Genomic DNA, 25,057 nt, shown 5'->3' with positions numbered 1-25,057 from the left:
CCCATGCTACTCGACCTTCGGGGCCGGATCGAAAAGAAATCTACAGACAGGTGGCCGGCGCGCCGGCCGACGCCGCACGGCACGCGAGCGAATCGTCATGCATCGTTGCGCCGCCACGCGGCCTGCACATGCGCCCGCGCGAGCGCAGCGCGCCGACGCGCCGGCCGGCGCGTCCATCGTCAGGCGACCCACTCGGCCCACAGCATCGTGAGCACGGTCATCAGCGCGGGGCCGATGAACAGGCCGAGCAGGCCGAACGTCTCGGCGCCGCCGAGAATGCCGAACAGCACGAGCAGGAACGGCAGCCGCGCCGAGCTGCCGATCAGCACCGGCCGCACGAAGTGCTCGGCGACGAACACGACGACGAAGCCGGTCGCGGCCACCGCCACCGCCCACGCGGTCGCGCCCTGCACGAACAGCCACAGCGCCGCGCCGCAGAACACGATCGGCGCGCAGAACGGCAGCATTGCGGCGATCGCCGTGACGAGCCCGAGCAGCGCCGCATGCGGCACGCCCGCGAGCACGTAGGCGATGCCGAGCAGCGCGCCTTCGCCGAGCCCGACCACGACGAGGCCCGTCACGGTGCCGTGCACGGCCGCCGCCATCCGCTCGATCAACTGCGCACCGTTGCCGCCGAACGCGCGCTGCACGCCCTGCAGCAACGCGCCCGATAGCTTGTGGCCCGCGCGCAGGATCACGAACAGCGTGACCAGCATGAAGCCGAATTCGAGCACCGCATGCGCGAGCTTCGAGCCGAAGTGCCGGCCGAACGCGATGACCTTCTCGCCGTTCGCGCCATGCATCGCCGTGCCCGCGTGCAGCGGGTGACCGAGATTGGCCTGCCACCAGTCGGCGATCTGCGTGGAGCCGTAGGGCAAGCGGCTCACCACGTCGGGCAGCGCGATGCCGTTGTCCTGGATCGAGTGCAGCCAGATGCGCAGGTCGTGCGCCTGCCCGATCGCCTGGATCAGCGCGACCGCCACCGGCAGCACGACGAGCAGCGACACCGCGGCCGTGATGACGGTCGCGACGACGGTCGGCCGCTCGCGGAACAGCCGGTGCGACTCGAAGCGCTTCAGCAGCGGCCACAGCGCGATCGCGATCACGCACGCCCACGCGATCGCCGGGATGAACGCGCGGATCACCCACAGCGCGAGCGCCAGCAGCCCCGCGTACAGCACGACGCGGGCGATCTGCTGTGCGCGCGGCCGCGCGGCGATGTCGTTTGACGGCGGGACCTGTGCGGTCATGGCACCTCGGAAAGTAGGAATGGCGGTTCGCGCAGGCCGCATGCCTGCACGAACCGCCATTCTATCCATCGATGTCGCGACGCGAGGCACGCGCCTTGCCAAGCATTGTCAAATGCACGGCGCGTGCTCGCGCTCTGGCTCAGGCCACCTTGTCGGCGACGCGGTAGCGCTCGAGCCAGTGCGCGTACGGCGCGGGCAGCGTCCACGACGGCCGCTCGACGCCGAGCTGCTTGGCCGCGTAGTACGGCCAGTGCGGATCGGCCAGGTGCGCGCGGCCGACCATCACGAGATCGAGCTGCTGGTCCGCGACCACGCGTTCGGCGAGCTGCGGCGTATCGATCCCCCACGCGGACGCGACCGGCAGCCCGGCCTCGCTGCGCACCCGCTCGGCGACCGGCGCGAGAAACGCCGGGCCCCACGGAATCTGCGCGTCGGGCGTCGAGAAGCCGACCGACACGCTCAGCAGGTCGAGCCCTTCCGCCTTCAGCCGCTGCGTGAGCGCGATCGATTCGGCGAGCGTCTCGTCGTCGCGGCCGTCGTATTCGATCACGCCGAGCCGCGCGGTCAGCGGCAGGTGCTCCGGCCACACCTTGCGCACGGCCGCGAGCGTCTCGACGAGGAAGCGGCCGCGATTGTCGGCCGAGCCGCCGTACGCGTCGTCGCGATGGTTCGAATGCACCGAGAAGAAGCTCTGGCCCAGATAGCCGTGCGCGAAATGCAGCTCGAGCCATTCGAAGCCGATGTCGCGCGCCCGTTTGGCCGACGCGACGAAATCCGCCTGCACGCGCGCGATGTCGTCGCGCGTCATCTCGCGGGGCACCTTCGGCAGGTGCGCGCCGAACGGCACCGCCGACGGCGCGATGGTCGGCCAGCCGTGCGGATCGCCGTCGGCGATGTGATCGTCGCCTTCCCACGGACGGTTCGCGCTCGCCTTGCGGCCCGCGTGCGCGAGCTGGATGCCCGGCACCGCGCCCGCCGCCTTGATCGCGGCGACCGACGGCGCGAACGCTTGTGCCTGCGCGTCGGTCCACAGCCCCGCGCAGCCCGGCGTGATGCGCCCTTCCGGCGCCACCGCGGTCGCCTCGGCGATCACGAGGCCCGCGCCGCCGCGCGCGATGCCGGCGAGGTGCACGTGATGCCAGTCGTTGACGACGCCGTCTTCGGCGACGTACTGGCACATCGGCGGCACCGCGATCCGGTTGCGCAGCGTGACATCCTTGAGTTTGAACGGTTCGAACAGGGCAGACATCCACGACTCCTTTGATTGGTCCTGCAAAACGACGGCACGGGTACGGCCCGCCGCGCGACGCGCGGCGAAACGATCCGGGATGCCCGCCGGCGCGGGCCGGCGGGCGACGAAAACGGGCGGCGCCGCAACGTTCGGCGCCGCGCGGGAGGCTACGCGCGCTTGAGCTGCGCGAGCAGCGCGTCGGCCGCCGGCGCCGACGACGCCGGGTTCTGGCCGGTGATCAGCAGCCCGTCGACGACGACGTGCGGCGCCCAGTCGGGGCCGCGCTCGTAGCGCGCGCCGTTGGTCTCGAGCATGTCCTGCACGAGGAACGGCACGACTTCGGTCAGCTCGACGGCGGCTTCCTCGCTGTTCGTGAAGCCGGTCACGCGCTTGCCGCGCACGACCGATTCGGCCGTCTTCGGGTCCTTCACATGGCGCAGCACGCCCGGCGCATGGCACACGAGCGCGACCGGCTTGCCGGCGCCGAGCGTGCGCTCGATCAGCGAGATCGAATGCAGGTCCTCGGCGAGATCCCACAGCGGGCCGTGGCCGCCCGGATAGAACACCGCGTCGTAGTCGTCGGGCAACACGTCGGCGAGCTTGCGCGTGGCGGCCAGCTCGGCTTTCGCGGCCGCGTCCGCTTCGAAGCGGCGGGTCGCGTCGGTCTGCGCGGACGGATCGCTGCTCTTCGGATCGATCGGCGGCTGCCCGCCCAGCGGCGACACGAGCGTCAGTTCCGCGCCCGCATCCTTGAACGCGTAGTACGGCGCCGCCAGCTCCTCGAGCCAGAAGCCGGTCTTCTTGCCGGTGTCGCCCAGGGTGTCGTGCGACGTCAGCACAACGAGAATCTTCATGATCGGACACTCCTTCGAATCGGGTGGATCGGGCCGCGTCGCGGCGGCGGTCGATGTCGCGCATGGCGCGTGCCGCTTGTCGCTGCCGGCGACGACTTGGCGCCTGCCGGTTAGGCCGTCGCCGCGCGGCAACGTGCCCGTCCACGCAGAATATGTTTGCCTGGCTATTAGACCAGTCGTCTAGTTGAAAGGCATAAAAAAGACGGAAGTTCCGCCCAGATCGACAGGACTTCGGCGCACAGGCCTGTATGGCGGCTGTCTCGTTGCACTGTCGAGACGGGATGATAGTCGCGAATTAGACCGGTCGTCTAGTCGCGTCGACTACACCCTGTCGACGTCATGGCTTTTGTGGAGCTGGCGAACTCCACCGGGCCGACGACCGGCGGCTCGCCCTCGCCTCGCACCGCCGCGTCGCCGCACCGCTCAGCCTGGCGGCGGCCCGTCGGTGTCGCCGATCTCGAGCACCGGGTGCTCCAGCCGCTGCCCGTGCACGCCATCGGCAAGCAGCCCGAGCATCAACTCGGCAAGCGCACGCCCGGTCGTATGGCCGGTCGGCTGCACGATCGCCGTCACGCGATGCGGATGCGCGACGTCGTCGGGCACGCCGTCGTAGACGATCAGCGACATGTCGTGGCCGAGGCGCAGGCCGCGTTCGACCAGCGCGCGAAACGCGCCGCTGCCCGCGATGTTGTTGTCGACGAGCAGCGCCGTCGGCGGTTCGGATGCGGCGAGAAGCGCCTCGACGCCTTCGCGTCCGCCGTCGCGCGTAAACGCGCATTCGATTTGCCATACCGGATCCGGCTCGATGCCCGCCTCGCGCAGCGCCGCGAGATAACCGGCACGGCGCTGCATCGCGAAATTGAGCGTCAGCGGCGCGCCGATCATCGCGATGCGCCGGTGCCCGAACCCGATCAGCCGCTGCACGGCCAGCCTCGCGCCCGCTTCGTTGTCGAAGTCGAACCACGCGTACGGCTCCGCGCGCTCGGTGCGGCCGTATGCGACATACGGAAACCCGCGCGACGCCAGGAACGCGATGCGCGGATCGTCGACGAGCGTGCGCGCGACGATCAACCCGTCGACGAGCTTGCCGTCGACGAGCCGCCGGTAGGTGTCCAGCTCCGCATTCGGCCGCGCGGACACGATGAAGAAATCCAGGTTGCGCTCGGCGAGCCGCTCGGTGATCCCCGCGACGACTTCGGCGAAGCGCGGATCGCCGAGATCGCCCGCGCCGAACGGATAGACGATCCCGATCGCGTCCGCGCGCCCGGTCGCGAGGCGGCGCGCGGTCGGGTCCGCGACGTAGCCCATCTCGCGCGCGGCCTTCATCACCCGTTCGCGGGTCGCCGCACTCACGTCGTCATAGCCGTTCAGCGCCCGGCTGACCGTCGTGCGCGACAGCCCGAGCGCATCCGAGAGCGCCTTCAGATTCACCTTCACCGTCGTTCCTCGCATTCGCCACTCCACCCGGTCGACTCCGACCGGGTAATTATTTCCATTTGGTAAGCATTACCGTCAAATAAATATCTTTTGACGCCCAAACCGGTTTGAAATAGTATCCAAACCGGTTTGGACATCGATGCCACACTCAGACGTTCCCTTTCACCGTCAATCGAAACAACGCCGAGATGACATACTTTCCCTTTTTCCGCTCGCCCCAGGGCAAACGTTTGCCGCTCGCTGGCGGCGCACTGGCCGCCTTCGCGGCCTTCGCCGTCGTTGCGCATGCGCAGACCGCCGGCGCCCCGCAGCCCACGCCGCACACGCAGCAGGCGTACGACCCCGAGGGCAACTTCACGATGCGCTGGACCCGCGCCGACATCCGTCAGATCGTCGCCCAGTCGCACACCGCCGGCGCCGACCGGAACTCGCTGCCGCAAGCCCTGACGATGCCGGACATCCCGCAGGATTTCCCGCTGATCAACTCGAACGTGTGGGTCTGGGACACGTGGCCGCTCGCCGACCTGCGCGCGAACCAGCTCAGCTACAAGGGCTGGGAGGTGATCTTCTCGCTCACCGCCGACCCGCATGCCGGCTATACGTTCGACGACCGCCACGTGCACGCGCGGATCGGCTTCTTCTACCGCCGCGCGGGCATTCCCGCGTCCCAGCGGCCGGCGAACGGCGGCTGGACCTGGGGCGGCCACCTGTTCCCGGACGGCGCGAGCGCCAAGGTGTTCGGCACCTCGCCGATGACCAACAACGCCGAATGGTCGGGCTCCGCGCGCCTCACGCAAGGCGACAACGTCAGCCTCTACTACACCGCGACGTCGTTCAACCGCTCGGCGCCGGGCGGCGCCGACATCACGCCGCCCCAGGCGATCATCACGCGCGCCGACGGCCACATCCATGCCGACGACAAGCACGTGTGGTTCAGCGGCTTCGACGATCACAAGGCGCTGCTGCAGCCGGACGGCAACTACTACCAGACCGGCCAGCAGAATACCTACTTCTCGTTCCGCGACCCGTTCGTGTTCACCGATCCCGCGCACCCGGGCAAGACCTACATGGTGTTCGAGGGCAACACGGGCGGCCCGCGCGGCGCGCGCACCTGCACTGAAGCCGACCTCGGCTACGCGCCGAACGATCCGTACAAGGAAGACCTCAACGCGGTGATGAATGCCGGCGCAGTGTATCAAAAGGCCAACGTCGGCCTCGCGGTCGCGACGAACCCGCAGCTGACCGCATGGAAGTTCCTGCCGCCGATCCTGTCGGCGAACTGCGTGGACGACCAGACCGAGCGTCCGCAGATCTACCTGAAGGACGGCAAGTACTACCTGTTTACGATCAGCCACCGCACGACGATGGCCGCGGGCGTGGACGGGCCGGACGGTGTCTACGGCTTCGTCGGCAACGGCATCCGCAGCGACTTCCTGCCGCTGAACGGCGGCAGCGGCCTCGTGCTGGGCAACCCGACCGACTTCTCGGCGCCGGCCGGCGCGCCGTATGCGCAGGACCCGAACCAGAACCCGCGCGAATTCCAGTCGTATTCGCACTTCGTGATGCCGGGTGGGCTCGTCGAGTCGTTCATCGACGCGATCGGCCCGCGCCGCGGCGGCACGCTCGCGCCGACGGTGAAGGTCAACATCAACGGCACGTCGACCTCGGTCGACCGCCAGTACGGCCGCGGCGGTCTCGGCGGCTACGGCGACATCTCCGCGAACCTGCCCGCGCAGGGCCCCGGCCACTGACGACGGCCGCGCGCAGTCACGCGCAGCGCGCGCGTATCGGGCGTGTCCCGTGCGCGCGCGTGCCGTCACCCTCTGCCTGCCGCGCGCTGCGCCGCCAATCCGCATCCGGCGCGCAGCGCGCGGCGGTCCGCTTCGCCGGACGCAGCCTGGAACCACGCATGAGATTCACGCTACCCCGTTTTCCCTTCCACGCGGCACTCCTGCTCGCGTGCGCGGCCGGCGCGCACGCCGCCGCGCCCTACGTCGCCCCCTACGTCGCCCCCTGCACCGCGCCCGTCGCCGACGGCACGCCGCAATGGCGGCCCGCGATTCACTACACGCCGCGGCGCAACTGGATGAACGACCCGAACGGCCTCGTCTACGAGAACGGCCGCTACCACCTGTTCTACCAGTTCAATCCGGCCGGCAACGACTGGGGCAACATGTCCTGGGGCCATGCGACCAGCACCGACCTCGTCCACTGGCGCGAGCAGCCGGTCGCGATGCGCGCGAACGCGACCGAGGAATTCTTCTCCGGCTCGATCGTCGCCGACACCCGCAACACGTCCGGCCTCGGCGCGCCGGGGCAGACGCCGCTCGTCGCGCTGTATACGAGCGTCTACAAGGCGGGCTCCGGCCACGCGCCCGGCACGCAGGCGCAGTCGCTCGCGTACAGCCTCGATCACGGCGCAACCTGGCGGCCGTACGCGCACAACCCGGTGCTCACGCTCGATCCGGAATCGAAGCAGTTCCGCGACCCGAAGGTGTCGTGGTACGCGCCCGGCGGGTACTGGCTGATGACGACGGTCGTCGCCGATGCGCAGGTCGTGAAGCTGTACCGCTCCGACGACCTGATCCACTGGGCATTCCTGAGCGACTTCACGCTGCCCGGCGTGCCGCACGACGGCGCGCTGTGGGAAATGCCCGACCTGATTGCGCTGCCGCTCGACGGCGATCCGGCACGAATCAGATGGGTGATGATCGTCAACGTCAATCCGTGGTCGATCGCGGGCGGCTCGGGGTCGATGTATTTCGTCGGCGACTTCGACGGCCGCACGTTCACGCCCGATCGCGTCGCACCGGCCGGTTCCGATCCCGCGCAGTTCCGCTGGGTCGATCACGGCGCGGACTTCTACGCGGCCGGCACGTTCTCGGGCGCGCCGGGCGCGCAACCGCTCGGCATCGCGTGGATGAGCAACTGGGACTATGCGGCCAAGGCGCCGACCACGCCGTGGCGCGGCGCGATGACGCTGCCGCGCGCGTTCGCGCTGAAGACGATCGACGGCGAGCCGCGGCTCGTCGTCACGCCGGCCGCTGCATTCACCGCATGGGCCGACCGGCGCCCCGCGGTGCACGTGGGCACGCTGGAAGTCGATTCGGCCGCGCGTGCATTGCCGCCGGCCACCCGCGGCGTCGCACAACGCATCGATGTGACGATCGCACCTGGGCAGGCGGCCCGCGCAGGCGTCGTCGTGCGGGCGTCGGCGGATGGCGCGATCGGCACGCGGATCGTCTACGACACCGCCGCGCGCACGCTGACGCTCGACCGCTCACGCTCCGGCACACCGGACTTCGCCGCCACTTTCAGCCGCCAGCACATCGTCGCCTTGCCGCTCGAGAACGGCTTGCTGCGACTCGACATCATCGTCGACCGCGGGTCCGTCGAAGTGTTTGCCAACGGCGGCCGCACGGTGCTGACGGACGTGGTCTTCCCGCCCGCCGACGCGGACCGTGTTTCGGTATTCGCCGAACGGGGCACTGCGACGTTCTCGGGACTGACGGTGACGCCGCTCGGCGCGCGCGACCGGGCCGGCGAAGGCGACTGCGTGGCTTCTGCGCGCTAGCGACACGAACGCCCGGCCGGCACAGCGGCACGCATGCCGCTGCGCCGGCCACGCGCTCAGAGCAAGCCCATCCCGCCCGACGCGATGATTTCCGCGCCGACGATGAACGCGGACTCCGGCGCGCTCAGGTGCAGCACGGTCGACGCGATCTCGTCCGGCGTGCCGAACCGGCCGATCGGCACGAGGCCCTTGATCTTCCCGGCGGTCGCTTCGAGCGTCGCGGCGTCGAGCCCGAGCTTGCCGTACAGCGGCGTCTCGACGGGCCCCGGGCTCACGACGTTCACGCGCACGCCGTTCGGCAGCAGCTCCGTCGACAGCGTCTTCGCGAGCGAATTCACCGCGGCCTTGCTCGCCGCGTAGACCGACGACCCCGGCATCCCGATGTGCGCGTTGATCGACCCGTTGATGACGATCGATGCGCCGCGGTTCAGCAGCGGCACGAGCGCCTGGATCTGGAAGTACGCGCCCTTCACGTTGGTGTTGAACACGAGATCCCACAGGGCCTCGTCGACGTCCGCGAACGGCGCGAGCTTCGCGACGCCCGCGTTCACGAACACCGCGTCGAGCCGCGCCCCCGCCGCGCCGATCGCGTCCGCGAGCTCGCGGGCCGCCGCCACGCTGCCGGTGTCGTTGCGGATTGCGAGCGCGCCGTCGCCGAGCGTGCGTTGCGCGGCGGCGAGCGCCTCCACATCGCGCCCGGTGACGATCACCCGCGCACCTTCCGCCGCGAATGCCCGCGCGGCCGCGAGGCCGATCCCGCTGGTGCCGCCCGTGACGAGCACCGTCTTGCCTTTGAAGCGTTCCATGATGTTCTCCAGTGATTCCGGTGAAAGACCGTGAACGCATGGTGCGCGCGAAGCCGCCCGCTGCCGTACGATGCGCGCGACGAAAACGTTCGAACGCATCGAACATGTTCCGGCCGGGGCGGCGCGCCCGCCCCGCCGCACGCCGTCACGGCACGACGTCGATCCCGTCGAGCAGGCGCTGCGCCAGGCGCGGCGCGCGCAGCTGCTCGAGCCACCACTGCAGCGCCCGGCCTTCGCGATCGCCGCGCCACGCGACGTACAGCACGTTCGGCTCGCGCGGCTCGGCGGTCGGCATCTCGACCAGCTCGCCGCGCGCGAGCAGCGTCGCCGCGCGCCGCCGCGGCACCCAGCCGACGCCGAGCCCGTCGCGCTGCGCGAGGATCTTCGTGCGCATCGACGGCACCGCCAGCACCGTCTGGCCACCCAGCAAGCCGTACGCGCGGCCGGCGGCGAGCCGCGACGAATCCGCGACCACGACCGCGCGATGCGCGCCGATCGCATCGCGCGTCAGCGGGTCGCGCGCGGCCGCGAGCGGATGGCGCGGCGACACCGCGAACACCCAGTCGAGCGCGCCGAGCTCGAACCATTTCAGCCCCGGAATCGCCGGCGGCTCGTTGGTCGCGCCGACGATCAGGTCGGCCCGGCCGTCGCGCAGCGCTTCCCAGGTACCGCCGAGCACCTCGTGCGTGAAGCGCAGCGACACGCCCGATTCCAGCGCATCGAACGCGCGGACCACCGGCATCATCGATTCGAATTCGAGCAGCTCGTCGCTGACGATCCACAGCCGGTCCTCCCAGCCGCTCGCGATCTGCCGCACCCGTTGCGTGAGCCGCGCGACGTCGAGCATCAGGCGCGCCGCCTCGTCGGCCAGCAACTGGCCGGCGGGCGTGAGCTGCAGCCGGTAGCGGCGCCGGTCGAACAGCAGCGCGTCGAAGCGCGCCTCGAGCTGGCGCGCCGCATGCGACACCGTCGACGGCGCCTTGCCGAGGCGCGCCGCCGCGCGCGACAGACTGCCGGTCGCGCGGATCGCATCGAGCAGCGCGAATTCTTCTTCAGACAACATGGACACGCTCCGGCCTGGGGACGTCGTGATCGGAATCGTGATCGTAAGGCAGCCGCGCATGCCGGTCCAATCCGCGACGCGCGGCCCTTCAGCCGGCATACTGGCGGTATGCCGATTCCGGCAAAACCACCCCGAACGAGGTAGCCACTGCGATGGACATCGCGATTCGCATCGACGGCCGTCACGACCTGACCGGCCAGATCTTCCGGCAACTGCGCGCCGCGATCGTCGACGGACGTCTCGCCGGCGGCGCGCGGCTGCCGTCCACCCGCGATCTCGCCGCGCAGCTCGGCGTGTCGCGCAAGACGACGCTCGACGCGTTCGAGCGGCTCGCCGCCGAAGGCTACCTGCACACGCGGCGCGGCGACGGCACGTTCGTCGCCGACGGCCTCGCGCGCGTGCCGCACGAGCCGGCCGCGGCCATTCCGGCGATCGCCGCGAACCGCCGGCCGGCCGGCGCGCCGACCGCGCGCGCGATATGGAGCGACGTGCCCGACGCGCTCGCGATGCCCGAGCCGCTGCCCGCGCTCGGCTTCGATTTCCGCGGCGGCGTGACCGACAAGACGCTGTTCCCGTTCGACGCGTGGCGGCGCTGCCTGCACCACGCGCTGCGCCAGCAGGCGCGCGGCCCGGGCCAGTATCACGACCCGGCCGGCGACCAGCAGCTGCGGCTCGCGATCGCGCGCTACGTCGCGTTCAGCCGCGCGGTCGCCTGCAGCTGGCAGGACGTGATCGTCACGCAAGGCGCGCAGCAGGCGCTCGACGTGCTCGCGCGCGTCGTCGTGCGGCCCGGCGACGTCGTCGCGGTCGAGGACCCCGGCTACCCGCCGGCCCGCGCCGCGTTCGCGTCGCTCGGCGCGACGGTGGTGGGCGTGCCGGTCGACGCGCACGGGCTCGTCGCCGACCGGCTGCCCGACGACGCGCGCCTCGTCTATGTAACGCCGTCGCACCAGTTCCCGCTCGGCATGCCGATGAGCCTGGAGCGGCGCGTCGCGCTGCTCGAATGGGCGCAGCGGCGGCGGGCCGTCATCATCGAGGACGACTACGACGGCGAGTTCCGCTTCGAAGGACGCCCAATGGAATCACTGAAGAGCCTCGACCGCGCGGGCCTCGTCGCGTATGTCGGCACGTTCTCGAAGACGATCTTTCCCGAGCTGCGGATCGGCTACGCGATTCCGCCGGCCGCGCTGCACCCGGCGCTGTGCAAGGCGAAGCAGATCGCCGACTGGCATACCTGCACGCTGACCCAGACCGCGCTCGCCCGCTTCATGCTCGACGGCGATTTCGCGCGGCATCTGCGCCGCGTGCAGAAGCACTACGACGCGCGGCGCAAGGTGCTGATCGCGCACCTGCATGGCGAGCTGGCGCGCTGGTTCGACGCGATCGTGCCGACCGCCGGCATCCACGTGGCCGCGCCGCTGAAACCGGGGCTCGACGAAGCGGCGCTGATCCGGGCGGCCCGCGCAGAAGGCATCGGGCTGTACGGAATCTCGGGCTTCCACGTCGGCGCGGGCGCACGCGCCGGCCTGCTGTTCGGCTACGGCGGCATCGACGTGCTGCGCATCGACACCGCGCTCGCCCGGCTCGCCGTGCTGCTGAAATCCGGGGGTGCCGGTGCGATGCCGGTGGTCACCTGACTTTTCCCGGAATTGGTCATTCAAGCGGGCCAGTGGCACGCTTAAAGTGGGTCCTGTCGCGCCGCCGTGCGCATCAACCGAACGAGGACCTGCCATGCAACCCCGCCTGAACTTCTACGCCGCCAGCCCGAACGCCATCAAGGTGATGCGCAACGCCGAGGAATTTCTGGCCAAAAGCTCGATCGAGAAGCCGCTCGCCGAGCTCGTGCGGCTGCGCGCGTCGCAGATCAACGGCTGCGCGTTCTGCGTCGACATGCACACCACCGACGCTCGCAAGGGCGGCGAAACCGACCGCCGCCTCGCGACGGTCGTCGTCTGGCGCGAGACGCCGTTCTTCACCGACCGCGAGCGCGCGGCGCTCGAATGGACCGAGGCATTGACGCGGGTCGCGGACAATCACGTACCGGATGCCGTCTGGGAAGCCGTGAAGCCGCATTTCAGCGACGAGGAGCTGTTCGACCTGTCGCTGCTGGTGACGACGATCAATGCGTGGAATCGCTTCGCGATCGCGTTCCGCAAGATGCCCGAGTAAGGAGGCGGCCATGACGCAAACGAGCATGACGTTGCGCCGCGCGCTCGTCGGCGCCGCGCTCGCGCTGGGCGTCGCGCTGCCGGCCGCCGCGCAGGCGCACGACGGCGGCGACAACGTGCACGCCATCCTGCAGCAGCCGGTGCCCGAAGCGCCGGGCCGACTCGCGGTGGTCGCCACCGTCGACTACGCGCCCGGCCAGGCGTCCGAGCCGCATCGGCATCTCGGCTCGGTGTTCGCCGTCGTGTCGAAAGGCGAAGTGCTGTCGCAGGTCAACGACGGCCCGCTGCGCCGCTACCGCGCGGGCGAAGGCTGGTATGAACCGCCCGGCTCGCGGCATCTCGTGTCGCGCAACGGAAGCGATACCGAGCCGGCGCAGATCGTCGTGTTCGGGTTGACCGGCGAGCATCAGCCGCTGAAGTCGCCGATCGACCAGTGATCGGGGCGCCACGCAAAGGCACGCGCCGTAAACGAGAAAACCGGCCCGAAGGCCGGTTTCTGTACCGCGTTCCAGTTGCGGCGCTCACGCGCCGCACGGAATCAGAAGCGGTGGATCAGGCCGACGCCGACGCCGATCTGGTTCTGGTTCGAACCTGCGCCGACGCCGTCACCGATCGAGGTCGTTGCCTTGATGACGTTGCCGTCTTTCAGCGTGTTGCCGCTCGCGTGCTGGTAAGCCTCAACCGCGTACAGGCCCGTGCGCTTCGACAGGCTGTAGTACTGCGACAGCGTGACCTGGTGGTACTTGGCCGCGCTCGTGACGCCGTTCGACTTCGTCGCTGCCGTGAACGCGTAGCCAGCCGCGAAATCCCACTGCGCGCTCGCCTTCCAGTGCAGCACGGCGCCGGCCGTGTTGAAGGTCGCCGTGTTGCGGAACGTCGACAACGTGCCCGGGATGTACTGGACGTTCGAGTACGACACCGAGATGTCCCATGCCGGCGTGAACTGGTAGCCCGCCGTCACTGCGACGCGCTGCTGCGACTGAGCCGACTTGTAGCCGTTGTTGATCGACGACACGGCCGGCTGGCCGCCGCTCGTGACCGTCGAGTTGTCGCCCCACACGCCGCCGCCGAGCGTCGAGTTGTTGACCTTCTGGAAGCCGACCGCGATGCCTGCCGGACCGTTCATGTACTGGATCGCTGCGCTCCACGTCGAGCCGCGGTTGAAGCTGCCCGGCACGCCGCCGAGCGAGTACGAGCCGCCGACCGTGAAGCCGTAGTACTTCGGCGAAATGTAGACGATCGAGTTGTTCGCGCGGTAGCTGGTATCCAGCGAGTCGATATCGCCCGGGTGCGCGCCGTAGTAGCCGGTCAGCCAGGTCGTCGGGCTGTACGGCGACAGCAGCGTGTAGTACGCGGTGTACTGGCGGCCGGCCGTCAGCGTACCGTACGTCGGGTTGGTCAGGCCGACCCATGCCTGGCGGGTGAAGATGCCGCCCGCCCATTGCGACGTGCCGTCGTTCGTCTTCACGCCCGCTTCGAGCTGGAACACCGCCTTCGTGCCGCCACCCAGATCTTCAGAGCCCTTCAGGCCGAAACGGCTGCCTGCCCACACGCCCGTCGACATCTGCACCTTCGAGTGACCGCCGGTGGTCGCGCCCGTCGACGACGAGTTGTTCTGGTAAGCGATACCGTTGTCGACGATACCGTACAGGGTCACGCTGCTCTGTGCGTGTGCGGTGGTGACGGCCGCAAGGCCAGCTGCCGTCATGGCGACAGCGACGCGCTTTTTCATTGAATCTCCGTCCTCAAAGAATGAATTCTTATCTGGTGTGGTTGTGACACATGTGCGAGTACATGCGGACGCAATTCTGACGGATTACCGATTATTTCCCAACACACATAGTCGGTCATCGTATGATCGACGCAACGCGAAGGTTCACCAAGCGGTTACCTAACACCTGAAAACGCTTACGCAGCGGGCCTTTCCGGCATTTCCCAGTGAAAACCCTAGCTTTACATTTTTACGGCTGTAACGCGACCGCCCGATGTCGTCAGACGCCTTCGGCACATAGTGCCCGGCCGAGGCGCGGACCCTGCCCGAAGACTGATCACACCGCCGCGCAGGATCGCTGACATTCATGACAGCCACATTTCTGAAAACGAAATCGTGAAAACGTTTTTGTACGGAGACGCGCGCTGAATGGAAACGGCCCGCGAGCGCGGGCCGAAGAATGCTGCGGAAGAATGCCGCCGAGCGACGCTGCTGCCGGCAGCGCGGCTCGGCGCGCGTCAGGACGCGCGTCCCGTCTGCGCGAGCCGCGCGTCGACCGCGCCGACGAGCGCGTTCAGGCGCGCACGAACCGCCGCGTTCGAGCCGACGATCACGAGCGACGACGCCATGATCCGGTAGACGCGCTTTCTCGTCACCTTGGCCGGCCGCGCCGGATCGAGCCACGCGTCGTGGCCGGCGAGCAGTTCGAGCGTCTCGAGGCCGATCAGGATCGGCCACAGGCACGCCAGCCGCAGCCGCATGAAGCGGCGCGGAATCGCGACCGTGTACAGGCACGCGTCGCGGTACTGCGCGAGCGCGACGCGCAGCAGGTCGAACAGTACCCCCCGCGCGCGCGGCGACGCATCCGGCGCCAGCAGGTCCGGCACGCCGAGCCCATGCGCATCCAGCACCTCTTGCGGCAGGTAGCAGCGGCCGATCCGCAGGTCCTTCGCGCAGTCGCGCAGGATGTTGGTCATCTGCAGCGCCTTGCCGAAACGGATGCCCTTCTCCCGCATGTCCGGCAGGTCCCAGCGCCGCGCGGCCCGCGTGTGCATGCCGGTCATGTCGGTCCAGAACTCGCCCACGCAGCCGGCGACCAGATACGTGTAGCGATCGAGCAGTTCGCGCGACGGCAGCGCGGCGACCTGCCCCGCCTGCTCGTCGGGAAACGTGCGCAGGTCGAACTCCATCCCCGACGTCAGCGTCGCGACGACCTTGCGGATCGCCGCGCTGTCGGCGGCCGACTGCATGCGCAGCAGCGCGAGCATCGGCTGCATCGAGCCGAGCAGCACGTGCTCGTGGGAATCCGTCTGCATCCGCGTCACGTCTTCGAGCGCTTGCGATAGCACGACGCCGTCGTCGAGCCGCTCGATGTTCTCCCGCAGCTGCGTCAGCAGCGCCGCGCGGCGGTCGGGCGCGACGAGCGCGGTGTCCGCGATCGTGTCGGCCGCACGGGCGAGCAGGTACGCGAGACCGACCGGGTCGCGCATGCCGTCGGGCAGCACGCGCAGCGTCAGGTAGAAGGAGCGGGAAACGTTCTTCAGCAGGTCGCCGAGCAGATAGGCGGGTTCGGTATGAGTCGTCATGGGTCGGTCAGGGTCGGCCGGCGCGGGCGCCGGCCGCCAACCGGCGCCGGGCGCCCGCGCCGGCCCGCGATTCGCCGCACCGCCGCGTGCACGCGAGACGCGGCCCGACGCGGCGATGCAAAATTCCCGCAAGTTTAGTGCATCCGGCGCGACTGCTGCCGCCGGCGCACCGACCGACCGCCGTGCGCGGCCCCCCCGCCTCGCCTGCCCCGCGCTTGCCGCGCCGCGCTCAGATCACGCGGAAATGGTGCGTGCCGTCGCGCTTGAGTTGCTCCACGAGCCCGAATTCCCAGTCGAGATACGCCTGCATCGCGGCGGCCGCGTTGTCGGTGCCTTCATACGGACGCCGGTAGCGATCGATGCGCGGCGACGCGAGCCGCGTATCGCCGGCTTCGACCGGCAGGCCCGCGTCGATCCACGCCGCGGTGCCGCCGGCCAGCACCACGATCTGCGCCGACGCGGGCAGCAGCGCGCGCGCGTCGGCCGCCGCGAAGCGCGCGAGCAGACTCGATCCGCAGGTGAACACGTAGCGCCGCGCGGCCGGAATCACCGCGAGCGCGTCGCGCAACTGCGCGCGCACCGCGAACCACGCGCCCGGAATATGGCGCTTCACGTAATTCGCGCTGGCCGTGACATCGACGATCGCGATCTCGTCGGGCGCCGCTTCGCGCAGCCAGCCCGCCAGGGTCGCGGGCGAGACTTCCGCGACCCTGGGCGCAGCCGGCACGTCGCGCGGCGGCTGGCCGGTCTCGCCGAACGCGTGCGCGCCGGCCTCGACCACCCGCACGTCCCAGCCCATCTGCGCGAGCCACGACGCGGTCATGTCCGCACGCACGCCGTCGTCGTCCGCGAGCACGATCCGCGCGCCGCGCACCGGCGCGTGATGGTCGGTCTCCTGCACGAGCTGGCCGCCCGGCGCGCTCGCAAAGCCCGGCAGATGACCGGCCTCGTACTCTTCCGGCGTACGCACGTCGAAGCGGTACAGCGTGCGGCCCGGCTCCGCGAGCGCGGCCACGTCGGCGAGCGCGATGCGCGGCACGCCCGCCCGTTCGGCGACCTTGCGCGCGGCGCTGCGCGCATCGGCGCGCAGCGTTGGGTCGATGTCATCCGGAAAGCGGCGCGCCGCGCCGTGCTCCAGCGCCTGCCCCGCGAGCGTCCAGCCGATCGTGCCGTTGCGCAGCGCCGCGACCGGGTTCGGCAGCCCCGCGTTGATCAGCGACTGCGTGCCGATGATGCTGCGCGTGCGGCCCGCGCAATTGACGATCACCCGCGTCGCCGGGTCCGGCGCGAGCGCGCGCACGCGCAGCACGAGCTCCGCGCCCGGCACGCTGGTCGAGGTCGGGATGTTCATCGTCCGGTATTCGTCGAAGCGGCGCGCGTCGACGATCACGACGTCCGCGCGCGCGTCGATCAGCGCCTGCACCTCCTGCGCGGACAGCGACGGCGTATGCCGTTCGGCCTCGACCCATTCGCCGAACGACTTGCTCGGCACGTTGACGTCGATGAACAGTTCACCGCCCGCGGCGCGCCAGCCCGCGAGGCCGCCGTCGAGCAGCCGCACGTCGCTGTAGCCGAGCTGTGCGAGCCGCGCGGCCGCACGCGGCGCGAGATCCTCGCCGGCCGCGTCGCCGTACACGACGATCGGCGTGTCGCGGCGCGGAATCCGCGTCCACGCGTCCAGTTCGAGCTTCGACAGCGGGAAATTGGCCGCCCACAGCGGGTGGCCCTGCGCATATGGGTCTTCCTCGCGCACGTCGATCAGCGCGAGTTCGTCGCGTGCCAGCAGGCGTGCGCGGACGTCTTCGCACGTCGCGACGGGAAAACGGGAAAGGGAATCGGCGGATTGCGTCACGGTGTCTCGGTCGGATTCGGTTGAAGTCGTTGAAAAGCGAAGCGGGCGTCGGATGGATGCCGGGCGCGCCGGGCGCGGCCCGCCGCGCTGCGGGTCATGCGTTCGAATAGCCGGAAACGAACGGCTTCACGGTGCCGTCCTCGAGATAGACGGCGCGCTCGACCTTGCCGATGTTCGCGCCGTACACGTGGATGCTGATCGACACACGATCGGCAAACGCATTGCTCACGCGATGGATGTCGCCGATGCGCGGCGACACGGCCTCGACCTGCCCCGGCGCGAGCCGGACCGCGTCGCCGGACGGCGCCGGCCGCCCCTGCGCGTCGAGCCGGTACGGCTGCGAGAACTCGCCGCCGCGCAGCATCCCGATCAGCCCCCACACCGTGTGGTCGTGGATCGGCGTGGCCTGACCCGGCCCCCACACGAAGCTGACGATCGAGAAGCGCTCGTCCGGATCGAGATACAGCAGGTACTGGCGGTAGCGCTCGGGGTCGGGCTGCGCGAACGCGTCGGGCAGCCAGTCGTCGTGCGCGACGAGCGCAGCCAGCAGCGCGCCGCCCTCGTCCAGGATGCGCGCCTCGTTCGCGCCGGACGCGAGCAGCGCGTCCAGTCCGTCGACGAACGGGCGCAACGGCGTGTGCTGCAACGCAGGCGTATTCATCGGGGTCTCCTCGAATAAAAATGCCCGGCTTGATCGATCGTCATGATGCACCTGGTCGTGCATGCAGAACAAACATGAAAATTAGCGATATCGATGCTTTGTGGTGGTCGTGCGTTGCCGAACGCCGGGCCGGACCGAGCCGCACCTCGGCGGGGCTCGGGATCACGCAGCCAGTGATCGCGCATCGCGTGCGAAGTCCCGCGCAAGTCTGCGGCGCCTTCGCCCGGCGCGCCGATGTGGCGGCTCGAGCCCGTTCGGCGACGCACGCACGGCGTGGTCCGGCCTGCGCGGTATGCCCCATCGCCGTCCTTACGCATCGCCTCGATCGAACGGCCGCGCAGCGTGCGGCGCGCTGCGCGAACTCGCGCCGTCGCTCGGCGCGCTGCGCGCCGCCGCCGCCGCGTCGAGCGCCGCGCGCCCGGCCGCGACCGCGATCGCATCGTCCTGCGGCGTATGCACGCGGCTGCACAGCACGTCGCGATAGTGACGTTCGAGCGGATTGCTGCGGCTCAGCCCGTGATTGCCCGACAGCTTCAACGCCTGCTCGACCACGCGAATCGCATGCTCGGTGACGGCGCGCTTCACGAGCCCGCTCGTCGTCAGCGTGAGCGGCGCGCCGGCGTCGGCGCGCGCGATCGCGTCGTCGAGCAGCACGCGGTTCGCATGCAGCCAGCCCTCGATCTCGCCGATCGCCTCCTGCACGCGCGGCAGCGTCGCGAGCGGCGCGCCGAGCCCGCTCGGCGAGCGCGTCGCGACGAATCCGGCCAGCCAGTCGCGCGCCGCGCGCGCGACCGCGTCGTACAGGCTGCCGAGCAGCGCGACCATCCACGCCTGCTGGTCGGCCTGCGCGTCGAGGTCCACGTGACTCGACGCCGACGCGGCCCACGCGTCGGGCGCGCGCACGTCCGCCGCGTGATCGCCCGGCAGCCGGACGTCGTCGAACACGACCTCGTGGCTGCCCGACGCGCGCAGGCCCAGATGATCCCAGCTCTCGATCACGCGGATGCCCGGGTCGCCGCGCAACGGATCGCGCGGCACGAGAAACACGCCGACGCGCGGCTCGGGCTCGTCGGTGCGCGCCCACACGGCGAGCCAGCGCAACGCGGGGATGCCGGTGCTGTACAGCTTGTGGCCGGACAGCCGCCAGCCGTCGCCGTCGCGGCGCGCGACCGTCTCGGGCAGGCCGCCGCGCGCCGGCGAGCCGAGCGCGGGCTCGACGCGCAACGCGTTGATCAGCGCCCCGTCGGCCACCGCGCTGCCGAACACCGCGCGCCGCAGCGGCTCGGGCCAGCGGCTGTCGGCGCGGCCGAGCGCGCGATGCTGCAGGTACGTCATCGTCAGCACCAGCGCGGTCGCCGGATCGGCCCGCGCAACCGCCGCGACGATCCGGCTCGCCTGCGCGAGCGTCGCGCCCGCGCCGCCGTAGCCGCGCGGCACGACCTGCGCGATCAGCCCCGCGCGCTGCAGTCGCGCGAAGTTCTCGTGCGGGAAGCGGCCGAGCACGTCGTTGCGCGCGGCATCGGCCGCGAGTTCGGGGGCGAGCCGGTCGAGCAGCGCGGCGACGCGCGCGTTGGCGTAGTCGTCGGCGGCAGGCAGGTGCCGCAACGGCAACGGCTGCTGGTGCGGCTGTAACGGCGGCGGGGAAACGGCAAGACGGGCAGGCATCGAAACGGATTCCATCGAAAAGGAAAAGGCGCAAGCGAAGCGCGAACGCCAAGCGTAGGCGCGTCGCCCGATCGATCAAACCATGCAAATCTGATATTCAATTCGGGATTGATTATTTCCGTTTCGCATGATCGCGGCGGTAATCTGCGCTCCAGTCCGGCCCGTTGCCGGAGCCCTGTACCGGAAGACCCAGCGGAGCCCCAGATGAGCGTCGAATTCATCGGCATGATCCAGAGCCAGAAGCAATCGGAGATTCACCCGCCGACCGGCAACGCGGTCGATCCCGACTACGTGCGCGACTTCGCCCGCGCACACGAGACGGCCGGCTTCGACCGCATCCTCGTGCCGCACCACTCGACCGGCCCGTCGGCGACGCTGACGATCGCATACGCGGCCGCCGCGACCGAGCGGATTCACTTCATGCTCGCGCATCGTCCGGGCTTCACCGCGCCGACGCTCGCCGCGCGCCAGATCGCGACGCTCGACCAGTTCAGCCGCGGCCGGCTCGCGGTGCACATCATCTCGGGCGGCTCCGATGCCGAACAGGCGCGCGACGGCGATTTCCTCGACCACGACGCCCGCTACGCGCGCACCGACGAATACCTCGGCATCCTGCGCCGGATCTGGACCGACGCGCAGCCGTTCGACCACGAAGGCGCGCATTACCGCTTCCGCCAGGGCTATTCCGACGTGCGGCCCCATCAGAAGCCGCACGTGCCGATCTATTTCGGCGGCGCGTCGGACGCGGCGCTCGCGGTCGCGGGCAAGCACGCGGACGTCTACGCGCTGTGGGGCGAATCGCTCGACCAGGTGCGCGACCTGACGACGCGCGTGCGCGCCGAAGCGGCGAAGCACGGCCGGCAGGTGCGCTTCTCGGTGTCGTTCCGCCCGATCCTCGCCGCGACCGAGGACGACGCGTGGGCGCGCGCGCACCGGATCCTCGACGAAACGCGCCGGCTGCGCGAAGCGGCCGGCCTCGGCGCGGGCGGCCCGCTGCAGAGCGAAGGCGCGCGCCGCCTGCTGGCCGCCGCCGAGCGCGGCGCGCGCGTCGACAAGCGGCTGTGGACCGAAATCGCCAAGCTGACCGGCGCGCGCTCGAATTCGACGGCGCTCGTCGGCACGCCCGAGCAGGTCGCCGACGCGCTGCTCGACTACTACGACCTCGGCGTGACGACCTTCCTGATCCGCGGCTTCGATCCGCTCGACGACGCGATCGACTACGGCCGCGAACTGATTCCGCGCGTACGCGCGGCCGTCGCCGCGCGCGATGCCGCGCGCCGCGCCGCCTGACGACGGGAGACGACCGCCATGTCCGCCGTCCTGCCCTCGCCCATCCGCACCGCGTCGGGCCTCGCGCTCGCCGCCGCGCCGCGTCGGCATTTCTGGTTCGACCCGCCCGCGCCGCGCGCCGACGCCGCCGCCGAGCGCCGCCATCGGCAGGAGCGCCTCGCGGCCGCGTTCCGCGTGTTCGCGCGCCACGGCTTCGCGTCGGGCCTCGCCGGCCACATCACCGCGCGCGACCCGGAGCTGCCCGATCACTTCTGGGTGAATCCGCTCGGCGTGCATTTCTCGCAAATCAGGGTGTCCGACCTGCTGCTCGTCAACGCGCGCGGCGAAACCGCGATCGGCGCACGGCCGCTGAACCAGGCCGCGTTCGCGATCCATGCGGCGATCCACGAAGCGCATCCGCACGTCGTCGCCGCCGCGCACACGCATTCGACCTACGGCAAGGCGTGGTCGACGCTCGGACGCCCGCTCGATCCGCTGACGCAGGATGCATGCGTGTTCTACGAGGATCACGCGCTGTTCGACGATTTCACCGGGATGGTGGTCGACACGCGCGAAGGCGCGCGGATCGCGCAGGCGCTCGCGAAGCCCGGCGGCGGCACGCACAAGGGCGCGATCCTGAAGAACCACGGCATCCTCACCGCCGGTCCGAGCGTCGAGGCGGCCGCTTGGTGGTACATCGCGCTCGACAACGCCGCGCACACGCAGCTGCTCGCCGAAGCGGCGGGCGCGCCGCAGCCGATCGACGCCGACACCGCCCGCCATACGCACGGCCAGATCGGCGGCCCCGACGGCGCGCTGCACGCGTTCGACAGCCTGTACGCGCGCATCGTCGCCGACGAACCCGACCTGCTCGACTGAGCGTCACGCATCACCCCGCACGACCGGAGACCTGCCGATGACACACCCCGCCGCCACCGCGCCAGAAACGCACGATGCGCATGACGCGCACGACCACCAGCGCCGCCGCCTGCTGCGCGCCGCCGGCGCAGTCGCGCTCGCCGCGCCCGCGCTCACGCTCGGCCGCCGCGTGTGGTCCGCGACGCCGCTGAAGAAGCTGACCTTCGCGTGGAACCAGAACGCGTTCTGCCTGACGCCGATCGTCGTCGCGCAGGAGCGCGGCTTCTTCGAGAAGAACGGCCTGAAGGTCGACCTGATCAACTACAGCGGCTCGACCGACCAGCTGCTCGAATCCATCGCGACCGGCAAGGCCGACGCGGCGGTCGGGATGATCCATCGCTGGCTCAAGCCGCTCGAAGCGGGCTTCGACGTGAAGATCGTCGGCAGCTCGCACGGCGGCTGCGTGCGGCTGATCGGCGCGAAGGCGGCCGGCGTCACGACGCTGCAGGCGCTGAAGGGCAAGACGGTCGGCGTCAGCGATCTCGCGGCGCCCGGCAAGCATTTCTTCTCGATCCTGCTCGCGAAGAACGGCATCGATCCGGAGCGCGACATCACGTGGCGGCAATACCCGGCCGACCTGCTCGGCGTCGCGGCGGACAAGGGCGAGATTCACGCGATCGCCGACGGCGACCCGAACCTGTATCTGCTCGAAAAGCGCAGCGCCGGCAAGTACGCGGAGCTCGCGACGAACCTGTCCGGCGAATACGCGCGCAAGGTGTGCTGCGTGATCGGCGCGCGCGGCGAGCTCGTGCGCAACGACCGGCCGGCCGCCGCCGCGCTCGCGCGCTCGATCGTGCAGGCGACCGAATTCACGCACGACAATCCGAACGAAGCCGCGAAGGTGTTCGCGAAGTATTCGCCGAAGATCGATCCGGAAGACCTGCGCAAGCTGTATGCGACGCTCACGTACACGCACCACCCGACCAGCGTCGACCTGCAGCAGGAAATCGCGTTCTACGCGGACGACTTCCGCCGGATCGGCGTGATCAGGAAAAGCACCGACCCGCAGCGCTTCGCGCAGCAGGTCTACGCGAACGTGCTGGGGTGACGCGATGTCGACGCTCGAACAGGTTTCCGTGGCGCGCGCCACGTCCGCTCCGGCCGGTACGCTCGTCGCTACGCCGGCATCCTGCGGCGCGTGCGAAGCTGCCCAGGCGGCCGACGCCCGCCGCGCGCGCATCTGGCCGGCCGGCATCGCCGCGGCGCTCGCCTGGGTCGCGCTCGGCGCGGTGACGCGGCTGTGGCCGAACCGCATCGTCGGCTTCAGCGACTGGGCGTACACCGACACCTTCGGCACGGCCGCGTGGGCGATTGCCGCGGTGCTGCTCGCGCTGGCGGCGCTCGGCCCGCGCATGGCCGCGCTGCGCGCGCCGCTCGCGCGCGTGCAGCCGGCCGGCCCGTGGCTCGTCGCCGCGCCGCTCGTGCTCGCCGCATGGGAAATCGCCACCGCGAAAACCGGCTGGCTCCCGACGCCGTTCTTCGCGCCGCCGCAGGCGCTGATCGAGGTCTACGTCGACGACTGGCCGCGCCTGCTGGGCAGCGCCGGCAACACGCTGAAGCTGCTCGGCGTCGGGTTCGCGTACGGCGTCGCGGCCGGGTTCGCGCTCGGCGTGTCGATCGGCTGGTCGCGCCGGGTCGGCTACTGGGTGCATCCGCTGCTGCGCGTGCTCGGGCCGGTGCCGGCCACCGCGCTGCTGCCGCTCACCTTCTACTTCTTTCCGTCGAGCCATTCGGCCGCGACGTTCCTGATCGCGCTGTCGACCGGCTTCCCGGTCGCGGTGCTCACCTGGTCCGGCGTCGCGAGCGTCGACAAGCAGTACTACGACGTCGCCCGCACGCTCGGCGCGAACGCGCGCTTCCTCGTGCTGCGCGTCGCGATTCCCGCCGCGTTGCCGCACGTGTTCGTCGGCATCTTCATGGGCCTGAGCGCGTCGTTCACGGTGCTCGTCGTCGCCGAGATGATGGGCGTCAAGTCCGGGCTCGGCTGGTACCTGAGCTGGGCGCAGGGCTGGGCGTCGTACGTGAACATGTACGCGGCGCTGCTCGTGATGGCGCTGCTGTTCTCCGGCCTGATCGCGCTGCTGTTCGCGGTGCGCGACCGCACGCTCGCATGGCAGAAAGGAACCGTCAAATGGTAAGCGTCGCGCTCGAATCCCCCGTCTCCGCTTCGTCGGCGCCGGCCGCCGAAGCGCCGCGCGGCGCGCGCATAGACGTGCGCCGCGTGAGCCATGCGTTCGGCACTGAAGGCGGCGCGGGCGGCGCGCTGCCGGTGCTCGACGACGTCACGCTGTCGGTCGCCGCCGGCGAATTCGTCGCGCTGCTCGGCCCGAGCGGCTGCGGGAAATCGACGCTGCTGCGGCTCGTCGCGGGCCTCGACGCCGCGCGGCACGGCACGATCGCGCAGGACGGCGTGCCGATCGAGCGGCCCGATCCGTCGCGCATCGTCGTGTTCCAGGACCCGACGCTCTATCCGTGGCGCCGCGTGCGCGCGAACGTTGCGCTCGGCCTCGAGGCGCGCGGCGTGCAGCGCACCGCGCGGCATCGCGTCGACGATGCGCTCGCGCGCGTCGGGCTGCAGGACTTCGCGAACGTGTTCCCGCATCAGTTGTCGGGCGGCATGGCGCAGCGCGTCGCGCTCGCCCGCGCACTCGTCAACGATCCGCGCCTGCTGATCCTCGACGAGCCGCTCGGCAAGCTCGATTCGCTGACGCGGCTGACGATGCAGGCCGAGCTGACCGCGCTGTGGCGGCGCGAGCGCTTCTCCGCGCTGCTCGTCACGCACGACGTCGAGGAAGCGCTGTTCCTCGCGCAGCGCGTGATCGTGTTCGGCCCGCGGCCCGCGCGGATCGTCGCGGAACTGCGCGTCGACCTGCCGTATCCGCGCCATCGCGGCGACCCGCGCCTCGCCGCGCTGCGGCACGACGCGCTGCGCCATCTCGGCCTCGATGCGAGCTGGTAGATGCGCGGCGTCGCTCGCCGAACCGGCGCTTTGCCTCGACACGCGCGGCGCGG

At 70.5% G+C, this 25,057-nt stretch carries 21 protein-coding genes; 10 read left to right on the top strand and 11 right to left on the bottom strand.

What is annotated here, in order from left to right:
• Positions 1–179: 179 nt before the first annotated feature.
• The 4 genes from WJ35_RS24220 to WJ35_RS24205 form a co-directional block, all read right to left on the bottom strand.
• The gene (locus WJ35_RS24220) at positions 180–1,250 is read right to left on the bottom strand and encodes an AI-2E family transporter (protein WP_069240167.1); all 1,071 of its coding nucleotides are present in this window, start codon (positions 1,248–1,250) and stop codon (positions 180–182) included.
• A 139-nt stretch (positions 1,251–1,389) separates the two neighbouring features.
• A complete protein-coding gene (locus WJ35_RS24215) occupies positions 1,390–2,499 on the bottom strand; it encodes an NADH:flavin oxidoreductase/NADH oxidase (protein WP_069240166.1) in 1,110 nt (369 codons plus the stop codon).
• Positions 2,500–2,648: 149 nt separating this feature from the next.
• Positions 2,649–3,335 (bottom strand): type 1 glutamine amidotransferase domain-containing protein, encoded by a 687-nt coding sequence (locus WJ35_RS24210; protein WP_010089762.1) that lies wholly within the window; start codon positions 3,333–3,335, stop codon positions 2,649–2,651.
• Positions 3,336–3,758: 423 nt separating this feature from the next.
• The gene (locus WJ35_RS24205; protein WP_069240165.1) at positions 3,759–4,787 is read right to left on the bottom strand and encodes a substrate-binding domain-containing protein; all 1,029 of its coding nucleotides are present in this window, start codon (positions 4,785–4,787) and stop codon (positions 3,759–3,761) included.
• 173 nt (positions 4,788–4,960) lie between these two features.
• Between WJ35_RS24205 and WJ35_RS24200 the strand changes: the two genes are divergently transcribed.
• Together WJ35_RS24200 and WJ35_RS24195 are read left to right on the top strand one after the other, a co-directional pair.
• Positions 4,961–6,523 (top strand): glycoside hydrolase family 68 protein, encoded by a 1,563-nt coding sequence (locus WJ35_RS24200; protein ID WP_060233070.1) that lies wholly within the window; start codon positions 4,961–4,963, stop codon positions 6,521–6,523.
• A 158-nt stretch (positions 6,524–6,681) separates the two neighbouring features.
• Positions 6,682–8,346, top strand: coding sequence for a glycoside hydrolase family 32 protein (locus WJ35_RS24195; RefSeq protein WP_155121971.1), 1,665 nt, complete (start codon positions 6,682–6,684; stop codon positions 8,344–8,346).
• 56 nt (positions 8,347–8,402) lie between these two features.
• Here WJ35_RS24195 and WJ35_RS24190 read toward each other — a convergent pair whose 3' ends face one another.
• Together WJ35_RS24190 and WJ35_RS24185 are read right to left on the bottom strand one after the other, a co-directional pair.
• A complete protein-coding gene (locus tag WJ35_RS24190) occupies positions 8,403–9,152 on the bottom strand; it encodes an SDR family oxidoreductase (RefSeq protein ID WP_060233071.1) in 750 nt (249 codons plus the stop codon).
• A gap of 145 nt (positions 9,153–9,297) precedes the next feature.
• Positions 9,298–10,215: a LysR family transcriptional regulator gene (locus WJ35_RS24185; RefSeq protein ID WP_059636675.1), complete on the bottom strand. Its 918-nt coding sequence runs from the start codon at positions 10,213–10,215 to the stop codon at positions 9,298–9,300.
• A 152-nt stretch (positions 10,216–10,367) separates the two neighbouring features.
• Between WJ35_RS24185 and WJ35_RS24180 the strand changes: the two genes are divergently transcribed.
• The 3 genes from WJ35_RS24180 (at position 10,368) to WJ35_RS24170 (ending at position 12,820) form a co-directional block, all read left to right on the top strand.
• Entirely contained in the window at positions 10,368–11,852 is a 1,485-nt protein-coding gene (locus tag WJ35_RS24180; protein ID WP_069240164.1) for a PLP-dependent aminotransferase family protein, read from the top strand.
• Positions 11,853–11,946: 94 nt separating this feature from the next.
• A complete protein-coding gene (locus tag WJ35_RS24175; protein ID WP_059751117.1) occupies positions 11,947–12,384 on the top strand; it encodes a carboxymuconolactone decarboxylase family protein in 438 nt (145 codons plus the stop codon).
• A 10-nt stretch (positions 12,385–12,394) separates the two neighbouring features.
• The gene (locus WJ35_RS24170; RefSeq protein ID WP_069240163.1) at positions 12,395–12,820 is read left to right on the top strand and encodes a cupin domain-containing protein; all 426 of its coding nucleotides are present in this window, start codon (positions 12,395–12,397) and stop codon (positions 12,818–12,820) included.
• Between the two features lie 101 nt (positions 12,821–12,921).
• Here the strand turns inward: WJ35_RS24170 and WJ35_RS24165 are convergent, their stop codons facing one another.
• The 5 genes from WJ35_RS24165 to WJ35_RS24145 all read right to left on the bottom strand — a co-directional run bounded on the left by WJ35_RS24165 (position 12,922) and on the right by WJ35_RS24145 (position 19,858).
• Complete coding sequence (locus WJ35_RS24165) at positions 12,922–14,115, bottom strand: porin (RefSeq protein WP_069240162.1); 1,194 nt, start codon at positions 14,113–14,115, stop codon at positions 12,922–12,924.
• A 497-nt stretch (positions 14,116–14,612) separates the two neighbouring features.
• Positions 14,613–15,680 (bottom strand): phytoene/squalene synthase family protein, encoded by a 1,068-nt coding sequence (locus WJ35_RS24160; protein WP_069240161.1) that lies wholly within the window; start codon positions 15,678–15,680, stop codon positions 14,613–14,615.
• A gap of 229 nt (positions 15,681–15,909) precedes the next feature.
• Entirely contained in the window at positions 15,910–17,532 is a 1,623-nt protein-coding gene (locus WJ35_RS24155; protein WP_069240160.1) for a rhodanese-related sulfurtransferase, read from the bottom strand.
• A gap of 94 nt (positions 17,533–17,626) precedes the next feature.
• On the bottom strand, positions 17,627–18,193 hold the full coding sequence (locus WJ35_RS24150; protein WP_060233283.1) for a cysteine dioxygenase: 567 nt from the start codon (positions 18,191–18,193) through the stop codon (positions 17,627–17,629).
• A 309-nt stretch (positions 18,194–18,502) separates the two neighbouring features.
• A complete protein-coding gene (locus WJ35_RS24145) occupies positions 18,503–19,858 on the bottom strand; it encodes an acyl-CoA dehydrogenase family protein (RefSeq protein WP_069240618.1) in 1,356 nt (451 codons plus the stop codon).
• A 204-nt stretch (positions 19,859–20,062) separates the two neighbouring features.
• Between WJ35_RS24145 and WJ35_RS24140 the strand changes: the two genes are divergently transcribed.
• Genes WJ35_RS24140 through WJ35_RS24120 form a run of 5 tightly spaced genes read left to right on the top strand, consistent with a single transcriptional unit; the run spans position 20,063 to position 25,004 of the window.
• A complete protein-coding gene (locus tag WJ35_RS24140) occupies positions 20,063–21,148 on the top strand; it encodes an LLM class flavin-dependent oxidoreductase (protein ID WP_060233094.1) in 1,086 nt (361 codons plus the stop codon).
• An 18-nt stretch (positions 21,149–21,166) separates the two neighbouring features.
• On the top strand, positions 21,167–22,006 hold the full coding sequence (locus WJ35_RS24135) for a class II aldolase/adducin family protein (RefSeq protein ID WP_060233096.1): 840 nt from the start codon (positions 21,167–21,169) through the stop codon (positions 22,004–22,006).
• Positions 22,007–22,043: 37 nt separating this feature from the next.
• Positions 22,044–23,093 carry an ABC transporter substrate-binding protein gene (locus tag WJ35_RS24130; protein ID WP_060233098.1) on the top strand — a complete coding sequence of 350 codons (1,050 nt, stop codon included), beginning with the start codon at positions 22,044–22,046 and terminating at the stop codon, positions 23,091–23,093.
• A 4-nt stretch (positions 23,094–23,097) separates the two neighbouring features.
• Complete coding sequence (locus tag WJ35_RS24125) at positions 23,098–24,183, top strand: ABC transporter permease (protein ID WP_060233099.1); 1,086 nt, start codon at positions 23,098–23,100, stop codon at positions 24,181–24,183.
• The gene (locus WJ35_RS24120) at positions 24,177–25,004 is read left to right on the top strand and encodes an ABC transporter ATP-binding protein (RefSeq protein WP_060233101.1); all 828 of its coding nucleotides are present in this window, start codon (positions 24,177–24,179) and stop codon (positions 25,002–25,004) included. Before WJ35_RS24125 ends, WJ35_RS24120 begins: the two co-directional genes overlap by 7 nt.
• The last annotated feature ends 53 nt before the right edge of the window (positions 25,005–25,057 follow it).

Source organism: Burkholderia ubonensis (assembly GCF_001718695.1).
Lineage (GTDB): Bacteria > Pseudomonadota > Gammaproteobacteria > Burkholderiales > Burkholderiaceae > Burkholderia > Burkholderia ubonensis_B.
This window is presented reverse-complemented; position numbering and strand designations above follow the sequence as displayed.

Excerpts from the sequence above, each read along its gene's own strand:
- WJ35_RS24150 (WP_060233283.1), bottom strand. The coding sequence starts at position 18,193 with ATGAATACGCCTGCGTTGCAGCACACGCCGTTGCGCCCGTTCGTCGAC.
- WJ35_RS24185 (WP_059636675.1), bottom strand. The coding sequence starts at position 10,215 with ATGTTGTCTGAAGAAGAATTCGCGCTGCTCGATGCGATCCGCGCGACC.
- WJ35_RS24190 (WP_060233071.1), bottom strand. The coding sequence starts at position 9,152 with ATGGAACGCTTCAAAGGCAAGACGGTGCTCGTCACGGGCGGCACCAGC.
- WJ35_RS24210 (WP_010089762.1), bottom strand. The coding sequence starts at position 3,335 with ATGAAGATTCTCGTTGTGCTGACGTCGCACGACACCCTGGGCGACACC.
- WJ35_RS24125 (WP_060233099.1), top strand. The coding sequence starts at position 23,098 with ATGTCGACGCTCGAACAGGTTTCCGTGGCGCGCGCCACGTCCGCTCCG.
- WJ35_RS24195 (WP_155121971.1), top strand. The coding sequence starts at position 6,682 with ATGAGATTCACGCTACCCCGTTTTCCCTTCCACGCGGCACTCCTGCTC.
- WJ35_RS24175 (WP_059751117.1), top strand. The coding sequence starts at position 11,947 with ATGCAACCCCGCCTGAACTTCTACGCCGCCAGCCCGAACGCCATCAAG.
- WJ35_RS24205 (WP_069240165.1), bottom strand. The coding sequence starts at position 4,787 with ATGCGAGGAACGACGGTGAAGGTGAATCTGAAGGCGCTCTCGGATGCG.
- WJ35_RS24140 (WP_060233094.1), top strand. The coding sequence starts at position 20,063 with ATGAGCGTCGAATTCATCGGCATGATCCAGAGCCAGAAGCAATCGGAG.
- WJ35_RS24180 (WP_069240164.1), top strand. The coding sequence starts at position 10,368 with ATGGACATCGCGATTCGCATCGACGGCCGTCACGACCTGACCGGCCAG.
- WJ35_RS24200 (WP_060233070.1), top strand. The coding sequence starts at position 4,961 with ATGACATACTTTCCCTTTTTCCGCTCGCCCCAGGGCAAACGTTTGCCG.
- WJ35_RS24165 (WP_069240162.1), bottom strand. The coding sequence starts at position 14,115 with ATGAAAAAGCGCGTCGCTGTCGCCATGACGGCAGCTGGCCTTGCGGCC.
- WJ35_RS24160 (WP_069240161.1), bottom strand. The coding sequence starts at position 15,680 with ATGACGACTCATACCGAACCCGCCTATCTGCTCGGCGACCTGCTGAAG.
- WJ35_RS24170 (WP_069240163.1), top strand. The coding sequence starts at position 12,395 with ATGACGCAAACGAGCATGACGTTGCGCCGCGCGCTCGTCGGCGCCGCG.
- WJ35_RS24220 (WP_069240167.1), bottom strand. The coding sequence starts at position 1,250 with ATGACCGCACAGGTCCCGCCGTCAAACGACATCGCCGCGCGGCCGCGC.
- WJ35_RS24215 (WP_069240166.1), bottom strand. The coding sequence starts at position 2,499 with ATGTCTGCCCTGTTCGAACCGTTCAAACTCAAGGATGTCACGCTGCGC.
- WJ35_RS24135 (WP_060233096.1), top strand. The coding sequence starts at position 21,167 with ATGTCCGCCGTCCTGCCCTCGCCCATCCGCACCGCGTCGGGCCTCGCG.
- WJ35_RS24145 (WP_069240618.1), bottom strand. The coding sequence starts at position 19,858 with ATGCCTGCCCGTCTTGCCGTTTCCCCGCCGCCGTTACAGCCGCACCAG.
- WJ35_RS24130 (WP_060233098.1), top strand. The coding sequence starts at position 22,044 with ATGACACACCCCGCCGCCACCGCGCCAGAAACGCACGATGCGCATGAC.
- WJ35_RS24120 (WP_060233101.1), top strand. The coding sequence starts at position 24,177 with ATGGTAAGCGTCGCGCTCGAATCCCCCGTCTCCGCTTCGTCGGCGCCG.